A 17,654-nucleotide genomic window follows, 5' to 3' on the forward strand; every position below is an offset into this window, starting at 1 on the left:
TCGAATAATTTTGCCACAAAGCCAGAAGCTGATTAAGCTCTGGCTTTATTTGTTTTAGGTGTCTCTAATGAAAAAATTAACTTTAGCGCTACTCGTAACCTTGAGCTGTGCAGCCTTCGCGCGTCCTGCCCCGCTGGTTTCCATCCCAAGCCATGATGCATTTTTTGACGCTATTAAAGCGCATTGTGGTAAAGCCTACGAAGGCAAAGTAACGGTGGATAATCAAGGCCCAAGCAGCTTTAGCGATGCGCGTCTTGTGATGCACGTTCGTAAATGTGGCGACGCTGAGCTTCAAGTCCCATTTCATGTAGGAAAAGATGCTTCAAGAACTTGGATCATCACCAAAACAGGGAGTGGTTTGAGCTTAAAGCACGATCACCGCCATGAAGATGGCAGTGACGATGTTTCTACTATGTATGGTGGTCATACCCTAGATGCGGGATTTAATACCGTGCAGTCGTTCCCTGCTGATGAATACTCAAAACAGTTATTTGTCCAGCAAGGGATCCCACAGTCAGTCGGAAATACATGGCAGATGTATATCTATCCGGAGCAGTTTACCTATCGTTTAGTGCGTGAAGGGCGAGAGTTCCGAGTGGACTTTGATTTAACAAAACCGGTAACCGCACCAAAAGCGCCTTGGGGATATAATACCAATTGAATTAATTCTCTAATCAATTTGAAGGGTGAAATATCATATTAGCTTCGTTAAAAATTTCTCATTTAGAACAACTAAATAGCAAAATTTTTGCCTAGCTACTAAAACTATTTTCCCGCTTCAAAATAGATCATTTACTTAATACAACTGGTATAAAGACTAAACCCAGAGCGGGTTACTGAAAAAGATTTATAGCGCTAACAAAAATGTGTGGCTATTTGGCCACACATTTTACGTCTACTGTTAAGTCATTCTGGTAAGGTCTTGGCTCTAATGGCATCTTATCAAAGCCTTGGACGCCACCAAGTAATGTCAATTGTGGGTTACTGCCTTGGCATAAGCGTTTGGCATGGCGCAGCAAAAATACGCTTTGTTGCCTAAAATGCGCATAACTATCTGGCTTAATTGCCAGTCGAAAGTGGTCATCGTTATACGTGGTTTGCTCATAATGTACTTTGTGGTCAAAGTCATAGAGCTTTTCAGGTTCGCCTCGTGGAACCGGTGTATATTGGCATGCCGAGAGCAATGTTGCACCTACGACTAGGGAACTTAGCTTTAATGAATTTAGTCTCAATGATAACTTACGCATAACCGTCCTTTTAGTCTGCTACATTTACAGTATATCACATGGGAGATTAGCCACTTGCTTAACCAACTTAAAAAACTATTTCAAAGCTTGCAGGAGTCGTCACCGAAACAAGAAATCGACTTTAATACCGCGCTTGCTGCATTACTGGTTGAAGTGATGCGAGCGGACGGCAAACTACAACAGTCGGAGTTCGATAAAATTGCGGAGCTACTCAAAACACGTTGTGAATTGCCTGAACCACAAGTCAGTGCACTGATAACGCAAGCACAGCAATTGGTGGAACAGGCGGTAGATATGTATTCTTTTGCCAAGCAAGTGAATAACCACACCAGCGACATTGAGCGCATCGAGGTCATTGAACTATTGTGGCACGTTGCTTATGCAGATGGTGAACTCGACAGCCATGAAGACCATATCATTCGGAAAATAGCCGGGCTGTTTTATGTTGCCCACCCTGATTTCATTGCTGCGAAGCTACGAGTACAACAATCAGCTAGTGTATAATCCTCTATTCTAGTGAGCTAAAAACTCCTTTTGGCAGCTGTGTACAGCCTCTTTTATCATAAAGTTAACCAAGGTTGGTGAGATTTTATAAAGCTTCGCAATTTCTTTTTGTTTGAATCGACCAGTACGATAAAAGCTAATGATATTTTGATGGCGAGTTGACAGTTTTTGGATTGTTGAGTCCATGCGTCTATCCAGTTGCGCCGACTCGACTTTGTTTTCGATATCTGAATCTGTGTCTGACATGTACTCTACATGCGTTGCCTCAAGGGCAACTAAGCTTTCTCGACTTTGCTTTCTAAGCATATCGATTGCAATATTCCTAGCCACTTGGAAGCAGAAACTCGTTGTGTTATTGATTTGCGCATTTTGTGTATGTGACATGCTGCTAAGACGGATAAAAGTGTCCTGTAACGCATCTTCGGCAAGATAGGGGCATTTTAAGATACTGTTGAGATACGCGAGTACCTTCCCTTTGTTGTCTGAAATAACGTTAGCCCACTTGATAGCAAACTTGGACACAGATCACACTCCTATGTTAATTATATTTTACCATTGCAAATGAAAACACTTATCATTTACTGTGCGATCTTATTTTCTGTTATGGGTTCATGTCAAGTTAAATTAATACTTTTACGCAATTTTTTGCACCATATATTAACATTCTATTGTCATTACAATTACTGAGAAAGTTGCTAGCAGATTACGGTCAACATGGGCTTTATCTCTGCAAGGTGAGCTTGGTGCTCTCTAACAATGGAAATGGTTAAGTTAACAAAATGAAAGCTAACTGTGACTGTTCGTTGGGGGGCGGTAATCACAATGTGTTTTGTTGGGTGCTTGGAAAAAAGAGTCGGCTTTGAGCTGCTCTTAATATTGATGGTGTTGGTATGATGTTAAAGGGATATCTGTCTTGTATAAGAGCAACCTGAGCAATCTACTTTTATTAAAATTAACTCACACCGAAAAGTCAGATAAGTTACCCTGTATTTGATAACAATCAAACTCGGTCATGAGCATGAAAGTATTCGAAAAAATTTATCATAGAGCTGCCGAGCGCAAAGGCTCTGAGGCGGCGCTAAAAGCTAAGCTTAACCAACCATTGAGTGCCGAATCACTATTGGCATTAAGTGATGATCAATGGCTAGAAGAATTTACTCGCAAGATTTTCCAGAGCGGGTTTTATTGGGCGGTGGTTGATAATAAGTGGGATGGCTTTAGAGAAGTATTTTGGCAATTCTCAATTGAGAAGTTGCTTATGATGTCACCTGAAATGTATGAGCAACGTAGTCAGGATGAACGGATCATTCGTAATGCTAAAAAGGTAAAAAGTATCGCTGACAATTGCCATATGATTTTTGAAGTGCAACAACAGTATGGTCGCTTTAGTGATTTCGTCGCACACTGGCCTGAAGACAATATCGTAGGTCTGTGGATGTACTTGAAAAAGCATGGTTCGAGACTCGGTGGGAATACCGGGCCTTACGCACTTCGTGTGTTAGGTAAAGATACGTTTTTACTGAGTAAAGACGTCGAAACGGTGCTACGTGCCGAGGAGATCATAGGCGGAGGCTTACAAAGTCAGAAGTCACTGCAATCGGCGCAGCAGTTTTTCAATGAAATGCGTCAATATAGCGGGCTTAGCTTACAAGAGTTAAGCCAAATTGTGTCAATGAGTGTTGGTGATAATATTCGCTAGGCGCTAAAAATAGAGATGATCGCATGGTATTTTTTCAGCCCTATCAGGGTTCTGCTCTGCTCTTTAAGGAGCAACCAGCAAGATTTAATCAGCCCACATTACTACTATCTAATACGCCGTTGCTAGTTAAGCTTGAGCTAAAGGAATACGACACCACAGCGCTTGCTGAGCTGTTAAGTGGTCAGCGCCCTTTAGGCAATATTGAACCTACGAGCTTAGCCTACAGTGGTCATCAGTTTGGGCAATTTAACCCGTTACTTGGTGATGGCCGAGCACATTTAATTGGCGGGGTGAAGCTCGATGACGGACGTCAATACGACCTGCACTTGAAAGGCTCTGGAGCGACGCGATTTTCTCGAGGTGGTGATGGCTTTTGTGCGCTAGGACCTGCTGTACGTGAGTTTATAATGAGCCAAGCTATGGTTGGCTTGGGTGTTCCAACTACGGAATGCCTAGCTGTTGTAACCACTGGGCACCATGTTTATCGTCAAGGTGAAGTACCTGGCGCAGTTGTATGTCGTGTGGCAAAAAGTCATATCCGCATCGGTACCTTGCAATATCTGGCTACACAGCAAGATAAAGATGAGCTATGGAGCCTACTTAACTTGCTGGGCGAGCAATTATTTGAGGGATTTAAAGTTGAGACCGAACAGGATGTACTCGAATTGTTCCGTGAAGTGTGTGAGCAGTTGGTTGACTTAGTTGTCGAGTGGATGCGGGTTGGCTTTATTCATGGCGTGATGAATACCGACAATATTTTACTCAGTGGTGAAACGATAGACTTTGGCCCTTGTGCAATGATGGAAAAGTTTGATTTTAACGCCGTGTTTAGCTCTATCGATCGCCAAGGCCGCTATGCGTTTGGTAATCAGCCAAACATCATGAATTGGAACTGTGCGCGACTTGCCGAGGCCTTATTGGTGTTATGGCAGGATGAGCAAGTGGGAATTGAAGCGTTTAGTCAAATTTTGGCGGAGTTTTCTGAATCGTTTAATCGCAAATACAAAGATATGTGGGCGGCTAAGCTTGGTATTGATGAATGGAGCGACGCAGACGACATTCTGCTTAGTGACTTACTCAAGTTGATGACGGAGCACGAACTAGACTTTACCAATACCTTTGCGGCACTAACTAATAGCTTGCTTGGTCATCCAAACAAAGCTTTATCCGTGCCAACGGAGTTGGAGAGCTGGCAGCGACAATGGGCGCAAAGGCGTGCTCACGATGACATTGCGACTAACTTGATGAGTCAAGCTAACCCGATACTTATCCCCCGTAATGCGTTGGTGGAGGCTGAGATTGCGCTGTTTAATCAGCAAGGCATGAGTCAAACGCTAGAGGATTGGCTAACTGCGTTGACGTCGCCCTATGATTACAAAGACTATCCTGAATCGTGGATCAGCGCGTCTACACCGGCCCACTATCAAACTTTTTGTGGAACCTAAATGGCAGAACAGCAGCTTTCTTGGCAAGAAATTAAACGTAAAGTCCTTGAGCACAAACGGCCGCTTATTAAGGCACATATCATCGCCTTGTTTGCCGCGTTGGTGAGTGTCCCTATCCCTTTGATGATGCCGTTGCTGGTCGATGAAGTCTTACTAGACACACCAGGTAGAGCAGTGGCTTGGATGAACTCGGTATTGCCCGAGCAATGGCATGGCCCCAGTGGCTATATCGTGGTTATTTTGTTGGCTGTAATAACCATGCGCTTGGCCAGCTTGGTGCTAGGGGTGATGCAGTCACGCCAGTTTACTATTATTGGCAAGGACATTAGTTATCAAATCCGTGAGCGCTTACTTACGCATTTACCTAAAGTTCAACTTAAGGAGTACGAAAGTCAAGGTGGTGCAGCAATTAGCTCTCGTTGTATTACCGATGTAGAAACCTTAGATAAATTTATCAGCCAAACCTTGTCACGCTTTTTAATCGGTTTACTCACAATCATTGGCACTGCGGCGATTTTGCTTTGGATTGATTGGATGTTGGGGCTGGTGATCCTGTTGCTCAATCCGGCGGTCATCTATTTTTCTCGGCAGTTTGGCAAACATGTTAAAGAGCTGAAAAAGGAAGAGAATGCTGCATTTGAAGCATTGCAAACTTCATTAGTCGAGACGCTAGATGCTATTTCTCAACTAAAAGCCGTTCGTCGAGAGATTAACTACTTTGCACAAGTTAAAGTAGCCGCCAAAGATCTCAAACATTACGCGGTGCAGTCACAATGGAAAACGGATGCCGTTAACCGCTTAAGTTTTACTGTGTTTTTGGTGGGGTTTGAGTTTTTCCGTGCTGTCGCTATGTTTATGGTGGTGTTTTCTGACTTAACAGTCGGCCAGATATTTGCAGTATTTGGTTACCTTTGGTTCATGATGGGGCCTGTACAGGAAATTCTTGGTATTCAATATGCGTACTATGGTGCTTCGGCGGCACTTAGTAGGTTAAATCAGGTTTTTAATTTTGCGACAGAAGCACAATATCCCGCTACAAAAACCGTCTTTGATTCATCTCAGGTTGATATCAAATTTGCCAATATAGACTTCGCTTACGTTGCAGAGCAACCCGTGCTCAAGCAGGTATCTTTGCATATTCCTGCAGGGAAGAAAGTAGCGTTAGTAGCGGTGTCTGGAGGTGGTAAATCTACTTTGGTGCAATTGCTTTTGGGATTGTATGAAAAGCAAAGTGGCGAGATTCATATAAATGACACGCCAGTAGAGCAAATTGGTTACGAAGCAGTGCGAGATAATATAGTGACCGTATTGCAGCAGCCGATACTCTTTAATACCAGCATCCGTGAAAATCTAGCAATGGGACGAGAGGTATCTGACCAAGTGCTGTGGCAGGCACTCCGAGTTGCAGAGCTAGCTGATACCGTACTTGCTCTGGCTGACAAATTAGATGCGCAAGTTGGTCGCAATGGGATTAAATTGTCCGGAGGACAGAAGCAAAGGTTAGCCATTGCTAGAATGGTTGTTGCCGATCCTAAAGTGGTGGTGCTGGATGAAGCAACCTCGGCACTTGATATTGAGACTGAGGCAAAAATTCATCGCAATTTGCAAGCGTTTTTGGCTGATAGAACGACTTTGATTATTGCACATCGACTGAGCGCAATAAAACAAGCCGACTTAATTTATGTTTTAGATGATGGTGAAGTGTCCCAGTATGGAGAACATAAGGATTTGTTAAAGGAACAAGGTCTGTATCAAATCCTATTTGGTCATCAAAATTAATTCATAAATAGCAAAAATTCCTTATGTAACGTTAAGTAAACATTAATGGACGAGCTAATATTATCTATGCAACGTAATCAGTAGACGCATTTTCTGGTAGACTATCCGAGTCAATACTCAATGCGTTAACTAACAGAGATGGGAAGGAATGATGAAAATTAAAACTTTGAGCTTACTAGTTGCGATGGCAGTAACAGCCAATGCAAATGCAAACACCACTGAACCTACTGAAGGTGTATATCTTGGTGTATTCGGTGATTACTATGATGCTGACTGGCAAAATCACCGTGATATGGCTGGCTTAGACGTAGAAGAGTCTACTGGTTGGGGTGCTGAAATCGGCTACCGTTTTGATAAATATTGGAGTGGTCGTCTTGAGTATGCAGACATGGATTTTGATCTTGGTGGGATCAGCAATGGTTCACTAGACGCAGAGCGTTATGGTATCGATGGTTTATATCACTTTGATGGTGGCCCATTCTATGGTCTAGTGGGTATCAAAAAGATGAATCTGGACGTCATTTCAGACAACACTTTTGCTAACGTTGGTGCTGGTGTTCGTCACTACTTCACCGATCACTTGTTCGTGAATGCAGAAGCGGCAGTTTACCAAGGCTTAGAAGCAGGTTTTACTGATGTTGGCGGTAAAATTGGTATCAACTACTCATTCGGTAGCACGGCTAAAACGGAAGAAGTTGCACCTGCTCCGGCACCTGTAGTTGCAGAAGCACCACAAGACAGTGATAAAGACGGTGTAGTGGACAGCGAAGATAAATGTGCCAATACACCAATGACCGATGCTGTTGATGCGTCAGGTTGTACTCTATATGAAACGAATGAAGACAAAGTAAATCTACTTGTTCGTTTCCCGCACGATGATGCTTCTTTCTCACAGCAATATGTTGATGATATCAACGCGGTTGCTAAGTTCTTAAAAGAACATAAAAATGCAGATGTAGTGATTGAAGGTCACGCATCAGCAGTAGGTGATGCAGATTATAACCAAAAGCTTTCTGAGCGCCGCGCGAAAAACGTTGCTGAGAAACTCGTAGATATGGGTATTGATTCAATGCGTATTACCACAGTAGGCTACGGTGAAGAGCGTTTGAAAAACCTAGCTAATACGCTTGAAGCGCATGCTGAAAACCGTCGCGTAGAAGCGCACGTTTCTTCTAAAGAGAAAGTAAAAGTTAAGCGTTAATTTTTACTTAACTTATGCAAAAAGGCTCCTTCAGGAGCCTTTTTTGATCCCACCAAGCATACCTTTTCGCAAAATTAAAATGATTCTCGTTTGACTAATATTCATCAAAATATACTTGTTTCGGTATGCTTATTCATTGTATTTATAGTGACTATAAGGCGAGGTATCGCATGCAAGATTTTCATCTATACTCAAAGACCTTATAATTGTTCATTATATTTTATGGTCAAGGGAATGGTTCAGCCGATTGCATCAATAATCGCAGCCAGATCATTTACTTGTCTGTCCACGTCACCAAGAGGGCAATATTGTGCTTCAAGAATATCGTAAACACGTAGAAGAGCGTGCCGCGCAAGGTATCGTGCCTAAGCCGTTAGACGCGCAGCAAACTGCTGACCTTATCGAATTACTAAAAACTCCACCTGCAGGTGAAGAAGAGTTCATCGTTGATCTATTTATCAACCGTGTACCGCCAGGTGTAGATGATGCCGCTTACGTAAAAGCAGGCTTTTTGGCTGCAGTAGCGAAAGGCGAAGCTGAATCACCACTCATTTCAAAAGAGTATGCAGCTGAACTACTTGGCACTATGCTTGGTGGTTACAACATCGCGCCTATGATCGACCTACTAGACGACGCAGCACTTGCACCTATCGTTGCTAAGGGTTTATCTCATACACTACTGATGTTTGACGCATTCTACGATGTAGAAGAAAAAGCAAAAGCAGGCAATGAGTTTGCTAAGCAAGTGATTGAGTCATGGGCAAATGCAGAATGGTTTCTTGAGAAGCCAGCCGTTGCAGACAAGATTTCAGTGACTGTATTCAAAGTAACGGGTGAGACAAATACAGATGACTTGTCTCCAGCACCAGATGCTTGGTCTCGTCCAGATATCCCATTACACGCACTGGCTATGCTTAAAAACGAGCGTGACGGTATCAACCCTGATAAGCCAGGTGAAGTAGGTCCAATTGCACAACTGGAAGCGCTTAATGGTAAAGGTTTACCGCTAGCGTACGTAGGTGACGTTGTTGGTACAGGCTCATCTCGTAAATCAGCAACTAACTCCGTACTTTGGTTCATGGGTGATGACATTCCATTCGTACCAAACAAGCGCGTTGGCGGTGTGTGTCTAGGTGGTAAAATCGCGCCAATCTTCTTCAATACCATGGAAGATTCAGGTGCACTACCGATTGAGCTTCCAGTTGACGAACTAAACATGGGCGACCAAATCGACATCTTCCCATACGAAGGTGTGGTTAAGCGTCACGGTACTGACGAAGTTATCTCAACGTTTTCACTGAAATCAGACGTAATTCTTGATGAAGTACGTGCTGGTGGCCGTATTCCACTGATCATCGGTCGTGGTCTAACTGATAAAGCTCGTGCTTCACTTGGCCTAGAAGCTGAAGATATCTTCCGTAAGCCTAAGTTAGTGGCTGATTCTGGTAAAGGCTTTACGCTTGCACAGAAGATGGTTGGTAAAGCATGTAACATGGCAGGTGTACGCCCAGGTCAATACTGTGAGCCAACAATGACAACAGTAGGTTCTCAGGATACTACGGGTCCAATGACGCGTGATGAGCTTAAAGATCTTGCTTGTCTTGGCTTCTCTGCTGACCTTACAATGCAGTCATTCTGTCATACCTCAGCTTATCCTAAGCCAATCGATGTAAACACACACCACACACTTCCTGATTTCATCATGAACCGTGGCGGTGTATCACTACGCCCTGGTGACGGTGTTATCCACTCATGGCTAAACCGTATGCTACTTCCAGATACAGTAGGTACAGGTGGTGACTCACATACTCGTTTCCCGTTAGGTATTTCATTCCCAGCCGGTTCAGGTGCAGTAGCGTTTGCAGCAGCAACGGGCGTAATGCCGTTGGATATGCCTGAGTCAATCCTTGTTCGTTTTAAAGGTGAAATGCAGCCGGGTATCACATTACGTGACCTAGTACACGCTATCCCTTACTATGCAATCCAGCAAGGTCTATTGACGGTTGAGAAAAAAGGTAAGATCAACGAATTCTCTGGTCGCATCCTTGAAATCGAAGGTGTTGAGCATTTAACGGTTGAGCAAGCGTTCGAGCTATCTGACGCATCTGCAGAGCGTAGTGCGGCAGGTTGTACTGTTAAGCTTTCACAAGCGTCTATCGAAGAGTACCTAAACTCTAATATCGTGATGCTTAAGTGGATGATCTCTGAAGGCTATGGTGATGTACGCACCATTGAGCGTCGTATCACTAAGATGGAAGAGTGGCTAGCGAATCCTGAGCTAATGACTGCTGACGCGGATGCAGAATACGCGCACACCATTGAGATTGATCTTGCTGATATCAAAGAGCCAATCCTTTGTGCACCAAATGACCCTGATGACGCTCGTCTACTTTCAGCGGTAACTGGTGAGAAGATCGACGAAGTATTCATCGGCTCTTGTATGACTAACATCGGTCACTTCCGTGCAGCTGGTAAACTACTGGATAATTTCGGTGGTCGTCTACCAACGCAACTATGGGTTGCTCCACCAACGAAGATGGACCGCGATCAGTTAACTGACGAAGGTTACTACGGTATTTACGGTCGTGTAGGTGCACGTATCGAAACTCCTGGATGTTCACTATGTATGGGTAACCAGGCACGTGTTGCTGATAAAGCAACGGTTGTTTCTACCTCGACTCGTAACTTCCCTAACCGTTTAGGTACAGGTGCAAACGTATTCCTTGCATCAGCAGAGCTTGCAGCGGTAGCTGCTATTCTTGGTAAACTACCAACACCTGCTGAATATCAAGAGTATGCAGAGAAGATCAATGCAACGGCTGCGGACACATACCGTTACTTGAACTTCCATAAGATGCCTCAGTACACTAAAAAGGCAGACTCAGTGATTATTCAACAAGCGGTTTAATTACTCGCTCTAGAATACATTGAAAGAAAAAAGCCAGCGCATGCTGGCTTTTTTTATGCACATAAATCACTCAAGTTAAATGGTGTTATCAAACATTATTTTAAACCTAGATAAGTAATCTATTAAAATGGCTATAAGTGGGTTTTTATTGCGTTTTGGTTGTTAAAATCCCGTTTTTTTAAACAGTAATTTTCTCTGGTTTTATTAGAATTGTCGGCAAATTCTCATCAATGGGCGAGAGGATCATGACAACAGTAAACAACCAGAATTTATTACAACTACGCTTTTTACCGCAGTCACATATCGACGCAGTTAAGCCTTTTTTCAATCAACTTCCAGATAACCCTTATGCCGATGGTGCATTCAGAAAGCGCCGTTACTCTGTGGTTAAATTCACTGACGGTGAAGTAACATTGCAGCCGACGAAAGCTTTCGTGCAAGACGACTCAATTAATACTTTCCAAGGTAATATTGAGCGTGTTTACGAAAACCTTGAGCAGGACATGTTAAACACCGATGGCTTTAAGCATATGCTTGCTGAATTTAAAGCCATGACGGGAATTGCAGACGATACCAGCATAGAAGTGCATCAGTTTCGCATGTTAGCGATTGAAAGCGATACCCCTCCTGCGCCAGAAGGTGTGCACCAAGATGGCTTTGACCATGTCTGTGTCTGCGGTGTTTCTCACGAAAATATTGCTGGTGGCGAGCTATTGGTTTATGAGCACAAAGAAGCTGAGCCCTGTTTCAAAATGGAAATCAAAGATGGTTTATTTGCACTGGTGAATGACCGTGAAGTGTGGCATAACGCAACACCGATGAACAAGCTAGATGCCGAGCAAGTCGGTTACCTAGACTGCTTCGTATTTACAGCCTAAGAGGGTAGTATGGATTTAAATCAAGTGCGTCGTCAGTTCCCTGCGCTTATGCAAAGTATTGGTGGAGCCGCGCCAATTTTCCTTGATGGTCCGGGTGGCTCTCAAGTACCGCAATCCGTATTGAGCGCGATGTCTGCTTACCTTGGTTATTTTAACTCTAACTTAGGTGGTGCATTTTTCTCGAGCGATAAGACCGTCAGTTTGATGAGTGAAGCGCGCCAAGCGGTTGCGGACTTACTCAATGCGCCAAGTGCAGATCAAATTGTATTTGGTGCCAACATGACTAGCTTAACCTTTAGCTTTAGCCGTGCGCTATCTCGCGAATGGCAAGCAGGTGATGAAGTTATTGTGACCAATGCCGATCACTATTCAAACGTTTCTTCATGGCGTCAAGCTGCCGAAGATAAAGGTGCGACGGTACATGCGGTGCGTATTAATGAAACCGATTGCACGCTTGATCTTGCGCATTTTGAATCACTACTAAATGCCAAGACTAAGTTAGTTGCGGTGACGTATGCATCGAATACAACAGGCTCAATCAACGATATCAAACGCATTGTGGAGATTGCGCACCAAGTTGGTGCATTGGTATATGTTGATGCTGTGCATTATGCACCTCATGAGCTAATCGATGTACAAGGTTTGGATTGCGACTTCCTTGCGTGCTCTGCTTATAAGTTCTTTGGTCCGCATGTGGGCATTGTTTATGGTAAGCGTGAGCATTTAGAAGGTTTTACTCCGTATAAGGTGGAGCCGGCAAAAGACATTATCCCAGGCCGCTGGGAAACTGGTACGCAGAGTTTCGAAGGACTAGCGGGTGTTGTTGCGGCGATTGACTACATTGCTTCACTTAGCGAGATGAGTGTAGATGCACCACGCCGTGAGAAACTGGTTGAGGCGTTTGCACGCACAAAAGCGCATGAGATGCAGCTTAGCCAGCACTTCTTAACGCGTTTAGCCGAATTTAAAAAGATTAAACTTTTTGGTATCGAGTCACGTGAGCGACTCGCTGAGCGTACACCAACGTTTGCTTTGACATTTGATGGCATCGAGCCACGTACCGTGTCGGAATTCTTAGGTAAAAAGCACATGTGCGTATGGGATGGTAATTTCTACGCCCAAGGGCTTTGCGAGCAGCTAGGGGTGATGGATAAAGGTGGGGTTGTTCGCATCGGTTGTATGCATTACAACACCATAGAAGAACTAGATAGCTTGTTTGATGCATTCAGTGAGTTGTTAGCATAATACAAAGTGGGAGCTACGGCTCCCACCGCTCATTTAGGTTTCTTGCCCTTCAATAAATGCATTGAGCTTAGCAATGCGATGGCTCATACCTTCAATGAGTTTATCTTTGATTTTTTCCCGGATCACATTGGGCAAGCGTGTTAATGCATCTGGGGTTATCGCCAATATGATGCTGTCTTTTAACGCTTGTGCGCTAGTGCTGCGTTCTCGGTTAGTGATAAATGCACCTTCACCTAAAAACTCTCCAGGACCAACTTTACCTAAATCATGGGCCGCATCTTGTTTAAAAATCAAAAACTCACCGCTTAATACAATATACAGGCGATTGTCTTTTTCAAAGCGTTTGAAAGCATGACGCTCTTGTTGCACCAGATATAAGTGACCAAAAGACTCAAGCAACACCTGGCGCTCGGCAAGCGTAAACTCTTTAAAAAAAGCTAAGCGATTGATGATCTCTAGTTGTTTAAACAGTGGGACATTTTCAAGTAACTTCATGCAACCCATTCGGTAATCAAATTTATTCATGAATATTGCGTGCTTTTGACTTTCTCGTCAATGATTACCCCCCATTTGCAGGTTGATTCTGAGGTATGAATACAAGCTGCTGTGAATAAATCAACTCACCAGTTGCAGTTGAGTAACTTTTTGACCCACACAGGATCTGCTTTTGAACTACTCAGTGAAAACGCGTTTTGCTTAAATGCTGATGCATCTAGACGCACATTCATTGGTATAGCTAAGTGTGTTTTTAATAATCGCTTCAAGCCTAAGTCATCTATTTTCAAAAAAGATGCCGCTAACTTGGCTTTTTCTGATCCGTTGAGGTGGCTTCCTTGGGAAAACGCCTGTCCTGCTTTTATCCAGTCAAGATAAGCCGATCGAGACTCATTTAAGTAATCCTCTGTTAGTGCTTGTAATCTAGGCTGGAGGCGTTGATAAAGGGCTTCATCTTTGCTTAACACCGCGACGAGTAGAAGATTGAGACCGGAATTTAAAACGGCTGACTTGACTGTGGCTAGCTGGAAAAGTTCAAAAGCATGCTGAAGGGCTGATTTTGCATCTGTTAAGCTATTGGCATCTAGATGCAGCACCCCTAAGTTGTTGTAGATAGAAGCCATGGCTATATTATCAGGGAGTTGCTCTGCGACCTTGATTGCTTGAGCGTAAATGGCGCTTGCTTTTGGGTATCGTCCTTGTTCTCTGAGTGTATTTGCTTGTCCATTTAATACCCTCAGCTGTTGCTTCAAATTAGTTGTGTATTTAAGTGCGCAAGTATAGGCTTGTGTGGCGTCTTCCAGGCGATTTGCACGTCTAAGCAAAGTTGCGGATAAAAAGGTGATTTGGAAAAGCTCGCCTCGAAACTCAGCAGTCTGAGAAAGCTCAAAAAGCCGTGCCACAGGCTGTTGCGCAACATCATTGTTTCGCAGCAGCATTAGTGCTGTAGCTTCTAAAAGCTGTCTTTTGATATATTGAGCTTTATTCGTTTGCCTGTCTGGCTCAACCTGCTGAATGATTTGTAAAGCACGAGCAGGGTCTTTGTTGAGAAAATACTCGGCTCTATCATATTCATAGGTATGCTCTACCTTAGCTTCTCCTGCACCTAAAGCACTTGAGATTATTATTAAAGCGACTATAAAAGATGACACACTAGCACTATTTAACTGGACCTAACTTAGAGAGTGTAGACTGTTCTGATGGATTTTTAAAGTCACTTATATATCATTAGGTTAAGTTATTTTTCTGACTTGATTGCTGCCCACGTAGCGGAACTATGTGACTCAAGCAATCGAGTCAGTCCTGAATATTTCTCTCTTTTAGTTTTCTGGTCAATGTATTGCGTCCCCAGCCTATCTTTAACGCCGCATCTTGCTTATGACCATGACAGGCATTGAGTGCGGATTTGATCAGTCGTGTTTCTAATTGTGCCTGTACATCGGGCCAAATATGGTCTTTTCCTTTACGTAACTCTGAGTCTAACCAAGTTTGGAATGCGTCCAGCCAATTGCCATGCTCTAAGGCGTCAATCTGTTGTGGCTTTTCTAGCTCTTCGGGCAGATCCGCAGGGGTGACAAGTTCACCCGGGGCCATTACCGTTAACCAACGGCAGGTGTTTTCCAATTGCCTAACGTTGCCAGGCCAATGATACGCCTGCATTTTTTGCAGAGCATGTTTGGAGATGATTTTTGGCTCGGCTTTTAGCTCCTTTGCGCTTTTTGCAAGAAAGTGATCGCACAGGGCGGCGATATCTTCAGGGCGTTCACGTAAGGCTGGTAGTTTTAACCTGACGACATTGAGGCGGTGAAATAAGTCTTCACGGAATTTACCTTGCTTGACCAGTGTCTCTAAGTCTTGATGGGTAGCCGCGACGATACGGACATCGACTTTCACACTGTTGTGGCCACCAACCCGATAAAACTCACCATCGGCGAGTACGCGCAATAGCCGAGTCTGCACGTCCAGTGGCATATCACCGATTTCATCTAAAAATAGGGTGCCGCCATCGGCTTGCTCAAAGCGGCCACGGCGCATGCTGTCAGCGCCAGTAAAAGCGCCTTTTTCATGGCCGAACAACTCAGACTCGACGAGATCTTTGGGGATGGCGGCCATATTGAGCGCGATAAAAGAAGCCTCTTTGCGCGGGCTGTGATTGTGCAGTGCGCCTGCCACAAGCTCTTTACCCGTACCAGATTCGCCGTTAATCAATACACTCATGCTTGAAGCGGAAAGTTTACCGATGGCGCGGAACACTTCCTGCATCGCTGGGGCTTCACCAATAATGTCGGGGCTATTGGCTTTTTCACTTTGGCGCTTTTGCTTTTTAGTTTGCTGGCCTGCACGAAATGCACGTTGCACCAGGGAAACGGCCTCGTTTAAGTCGAAAGGTTTGGCGAGATATTCAAACGCCCCTTTTTTAAATGCGTTGACCGCAGAGTCCAAGTCCGAGTGCGCGGTCATAATGATCACCGGTAAGTTTGGGTAGAGCCCTGCAATTTTATCTAACAAGGCCATGCCATCGATACCTGGCATACGTACATCTGAGATCAGCACCGCGGGTTGCTCATATTCAAGCGCGGTCAATACATCTTGACCACTGGCGAAGCTCTCGGTTTCAAACTCAGCTCGCTTTAATGCCTTTTCTAAAACAAATCGGATTGAAGCGTCATCATCGACTAACCAAACTGATTTCATTGCACGTTTCCTGTTTCGGTGTTGTCAAAGGGAAGGTAGATACTGAACTCAGTGTGTCCTGGCCAACTATCGCATTCGATAAATCCTTGGTGTTGCTCTACCAAAGTTTGCGCGATAGAGAGCCCAAGTCCAGAACCTCCTTCTTTATTCGTGATCATCGGAAAGAACAATGTCTCTTTTACCTCATCGGCGATCCCTGGACCGTTGTCGCTGATACGGATGAGTAATGCTTTTTTCAATAGTCGCTCACCATGATGAAGACGGTGTTTAATGCGCGTTGTTATGGTGATCGTACCGTCATGCTGTAGCGCTTGTTGAGCATTGCGTAGCATATTCAGCAGAACCTGCTGAATTTTGGCTTGATCTATCACGATAGCCGGAATACTGGGATCATAATCTTTTACCAAGGTGATATCGGCATCGCGCTCCAAGGTGGTTAACTTTATCACCGATTCTAACGCCTGATGAATATTACACGGCTCTTTTTGTGGTAACTGATTGGGTCCAAGCAATCTATCTACCAACTCGCGCAATCTATCTGCTTGCTCAATAATGAGCGTGGCACATTCTTCCCGTTCTTGTTGATCAGTTTCGTACTGCAATAATTGCGCCGCACCGCGGATCCCACCAAGTGGATTTTTTATTTCATGAGCAAGACCACGAATGAGATTTCGAGCTGCTTGAAATTGGTGCATTTGATTGGATGCTTGGTCATAACGCAGGGCATCATCAACACGGCGACATTCCACTAAAATGAACGCCTCTTCTGCAAGGTAAACTCGTCTGGCATGCAGACTTAGTGTCGCAACACGATTATCTACAAATACCACGTCTACCCTGTGTTGCTGGCAGTCTACACCATCTTGTAGCACGTATTTAGAGAGCCGTGGCAAGTCTATATGATGATGATTAAACACACTATCAATCGCCAGTCCAACAAGCCGTTTAGTGCTGAGTCCCAGTAGTTCACTACTGCTGTAATTGGCATAGTGGATCATTAAATTTTGATCGAGCACTAAAATCGCGGTTGAGAGAGATTGCCAAACTTTATCCAAGTCAATCGAGTTATGTTGATCCATATATGTTCACCGTGCACCAATGTGGTGCAATGAGAATAGCATAGCTTTGCATCCATTGGATTAAATTATTACCTGAGCTCAGAAACTAGGGGTTTTCGAACTCGTATCCTAAACTTGGTATTAATAAAGCATGCCAACTTTAAGGTGCCCACATTATTAATGCTTTGTGTCAAAAAATACATCTAGCTTGTGCTTGCGGGGGGAGCCTTTTTGTCACGTTCTGCATGAGTGGTTGTGACTTTCAAGGCGCTAGGAATGTTACCGAGTATACGGGTTGCTTTCCTCCTCACACCGCTAATTTACATCGGGCTACGAATGGCGAGAAAACCACCCTTACAGGCGTAATACGGGTCGTTCAACCTAACTGGCGAGATAAATATCTACTGCAAACAAAGGCTGAAGTCTACTATCAAATCCAGGTGGGTGAGCAAAGGTTGTGGATTGAACACAATGAAATGTCGAGTTTGGCCTCCTCAATAG

The 17,654-nt window shown here is 44.1% G+C and carries 15 protein-coding genes; 9 read left to right on the forward strand and 6 right to left on the reverse strand.

The genetic code is table 11. From position 1 onward, the window contains the following. Window positions 1–67 precede the first annotated feature (67 nt). Window positions 68–661, forward strand: a complete 594-nt coding sequence (locus L3V43_RS21450) for a hypothetical protein (protein WP_237117371.1) — start codon at window positions 68–70, stop codon at window positions 659–661. Between the two features lie 211 nt (window positions 662–872). Here L3V43_RS21450 and L3V43_RS21455 read toward each other — a convergent pair whose 3' ends face one another. Then, window positions 873–1,247, reverse strand: a complete 375-nt coding sequence (locus L3V43_RS21455; RefSeq protein ID WP_039494777.1) for a hypothetical protein — start codon at window positions 1,245–1,247, stop codon at window positions 873–875. A 54-nt stretch (window positions 1,248–1,301) separates the two neighbouring features. Here L3V43_RS21455 and L3V43_RS21460 point away from each other — a divergent pair, with 54 nt between their 5' ends. Further along, window positions 1,302–1,751 carry a TerB family tellurite resistance protein gene (locus tag L3V43_RS21460; protein WP_102055856.1) on the forward strand — a complete coding sequence of 150 codons (450 nt, stop codon included), beginning with the start codon at window positions 1,302–1,304 and terminating at the stop codon, window positions 1,749–1,751. A 9-nt stretch (window positions 1,752–1,760) separates the two neighbouring features. Here the strand turns inward: L3V43_RS21460 and L3V43_RS21465 are convergent, their stop codons facing one another. Next, the gene (locus L3V43_RS21465; protein WP_010604316.1) at window positions 1,761–2,273 is read right to left on the reverse strand and encodes a sigma-70 family RNA polymerase sigma factor; all 513 of its coding nucleotides are present in this window, start codon (window positions 2,271–2,273) and stop codon (window positions 1,761–1,763) included. A 496-nt stretch (window positions 2,274–2,769) separates the two neighbouring features. On the opposite strand from L3V43_RS21465, the gene L3V43_RS21470 reads away from it, so the two are divergent. The 7 genes from L3V43_RS21470 to L3V43_RS21500 all read left to right on the forward strand — a co-directional run bounded on the left by L3V43_RS21470 (window position 2,770) and on the right by L3V43_RS21500 (window position 12,906). Next, window positions 2,770–3,450, forward strand: coding sequence for a DNA-3-methyladenine glycosylase I (locus L3V43_RS21470; RefSeq protein WP_235368806.1), 681 nt, complete (start codon window positions 2,770–2,772; stop codon window positions 3,448–3,450). Window positions 3,451–3,473: 23 nt separating this feature from the next. Continuing rightward, the gene (locus tag L3V43_RS21475; RefSeq protein WP_235368807.1) at window positions 3,474–4,895 is read left to right on the forward strand and encodes a protein adenylyltransferase SelO family protein; all 1,422 of its coding nucleotides are present in this window, start codon (window positions 3,474–3,476) and stop codon (window positions 4,893–4,895) included. Next, on the forward strand, window positions 4,896–6,674 hold the full coding sequence (locus tag L3V43_RS21480) for an ABC transporter ATP-binding protein (RefSeq protein ID WP_102055858.1): 1,779 nt from the start codon (window positions 4,896–4,898) through the stop codon (window positions 6,672–6,674). Between the two features lie 151 nt (window positions 6,675–6,825). Then, window positions 6,826–7,875 (forward strand): OmpA family protein, encoded by a 1,050-nt coding sequence (locus L3V43_RS21485; protein WP_237117379.1) that lies wholly within the window; start codon window positions 6,826–6,828, stop codon window positions 7,873–7,875. A gap of 310 nt (window positions 7,876–8,185) precedes the next feature. Next, window positions 8,186–10,783, forward strand: coding sequence for a bifunctional aconitate hydratase 2/2-methylisocitrate dehydratase (acnB, locus tag L3V43_RS21490; RefSeq protein WP_045989411.1), 2,598 nt, complete (start codon window positions 8,186–8,188; stop codon window positions 10,781–10,783). A gap of 245 nt (window positions 10,784–11,028) precedes the next feature. Then, a complete protein-coding gene (locus tag L3V43_RS21495) occupies window positions 11,029–11,661 on the forward strand; it encodes a 2OG-Fe dioxygenase family protein (RefSeq protein WP_010604322.1) in 633 nt (210 codons plus the stop codon). A 9-nt stretch (window positions 11,662–11,670) separates the two neighbouring features. Next, the gene (locus L3V43_RS21500; RefSeq protein ID WP_237117372.1) at window positions 11,671–12,906 is read left to right on the forward strand and encodes a cysteine desulfurase-like protein; all 1,236 of its coding nucleotides are present in this window, start codon (window positions 11,671–11,673) and stop codon (window positions 12,904–12,906) included. Between the two features lie 33 nt (window positions 12,907–12,939). Here L3V43_RS21500 and L3V43_RS21505 read toward each other — a convergent pair whose 3' ends face one another. The 4 genes from L3V43_RS21505 to glnL all read right to left on the reverse strand — a co-directional run bounded on the left by L3V43_RS21505 (window position 12,940) and on the right by glnL (window position 17,174). Then, window positions 12,940–13,401 carry a cyclic nucleotide-binding domain-containing protein gene (locus tag L3V43_RS21505; protein WP_010374445.1) on the reverse strand — a complete coding sequence of 154 codons (462 nt, stop codon included), beginning with the start codon at window positions 13,399–13,401 and terminating at the stop codon, window positions 12,940–12,942. Between the two features lie 125 nt (window positions 13,402–13,526). Further along, window positions 13,527–14,552, reverse strand: a complete 1,026-nt coding sequence (locus tag L3V43_RS21510; RefSeq protein WP_102055860.1) for a tetratricopeptide repeat protein — start codon at window positions 14,550–14,552, stop codon at window positions 13,527–13,529. 145 nt (window positions 14,553–14,697) lie between these two features. After that, window positions 14,698–16,095 carry a nitrogen regulation protein NR(I) gene (gene ntrC / locus L3V43_RS21515; RefSeq protein WP_010374447.1) on the reverse strand — a complete coding sequence of 466 codons (1,398 nt, stop codon included), beginning with the start codon at window positions 16,093–16,095 and terminating at the stop codon, window positions 14,698–14,700. Beyond that, the gene (gene glnL / locus L3V43_RS21520; protein WP_102055862.1) at window positions 16,092–17,174 is read right to left on the reverse strand and encodes a nitrogen regulation protein NR(II); all 1,083 of its coding nucleotides are present in this window, start codon (window positions 17,172–17,174) and stop codon (window positions 16,092–16,094) included. Before glnL ends, ntrC begins: the two co-directional genes overlap by 4 nt. Between the last annotated feature and the right edge of the window lie 480 nt (window positions 17,175–17,654).

The sequence above is a fragment of the Pseudoalteromonas sp. L23 genome (assembly GCF_021728455.1).
Taxonomy (GTDB): Bacteria; Pseudomonadota; Gammaproteobacteria; order Enterobacterales; family Alteromonadaceae; genus Pseudoalteromonas.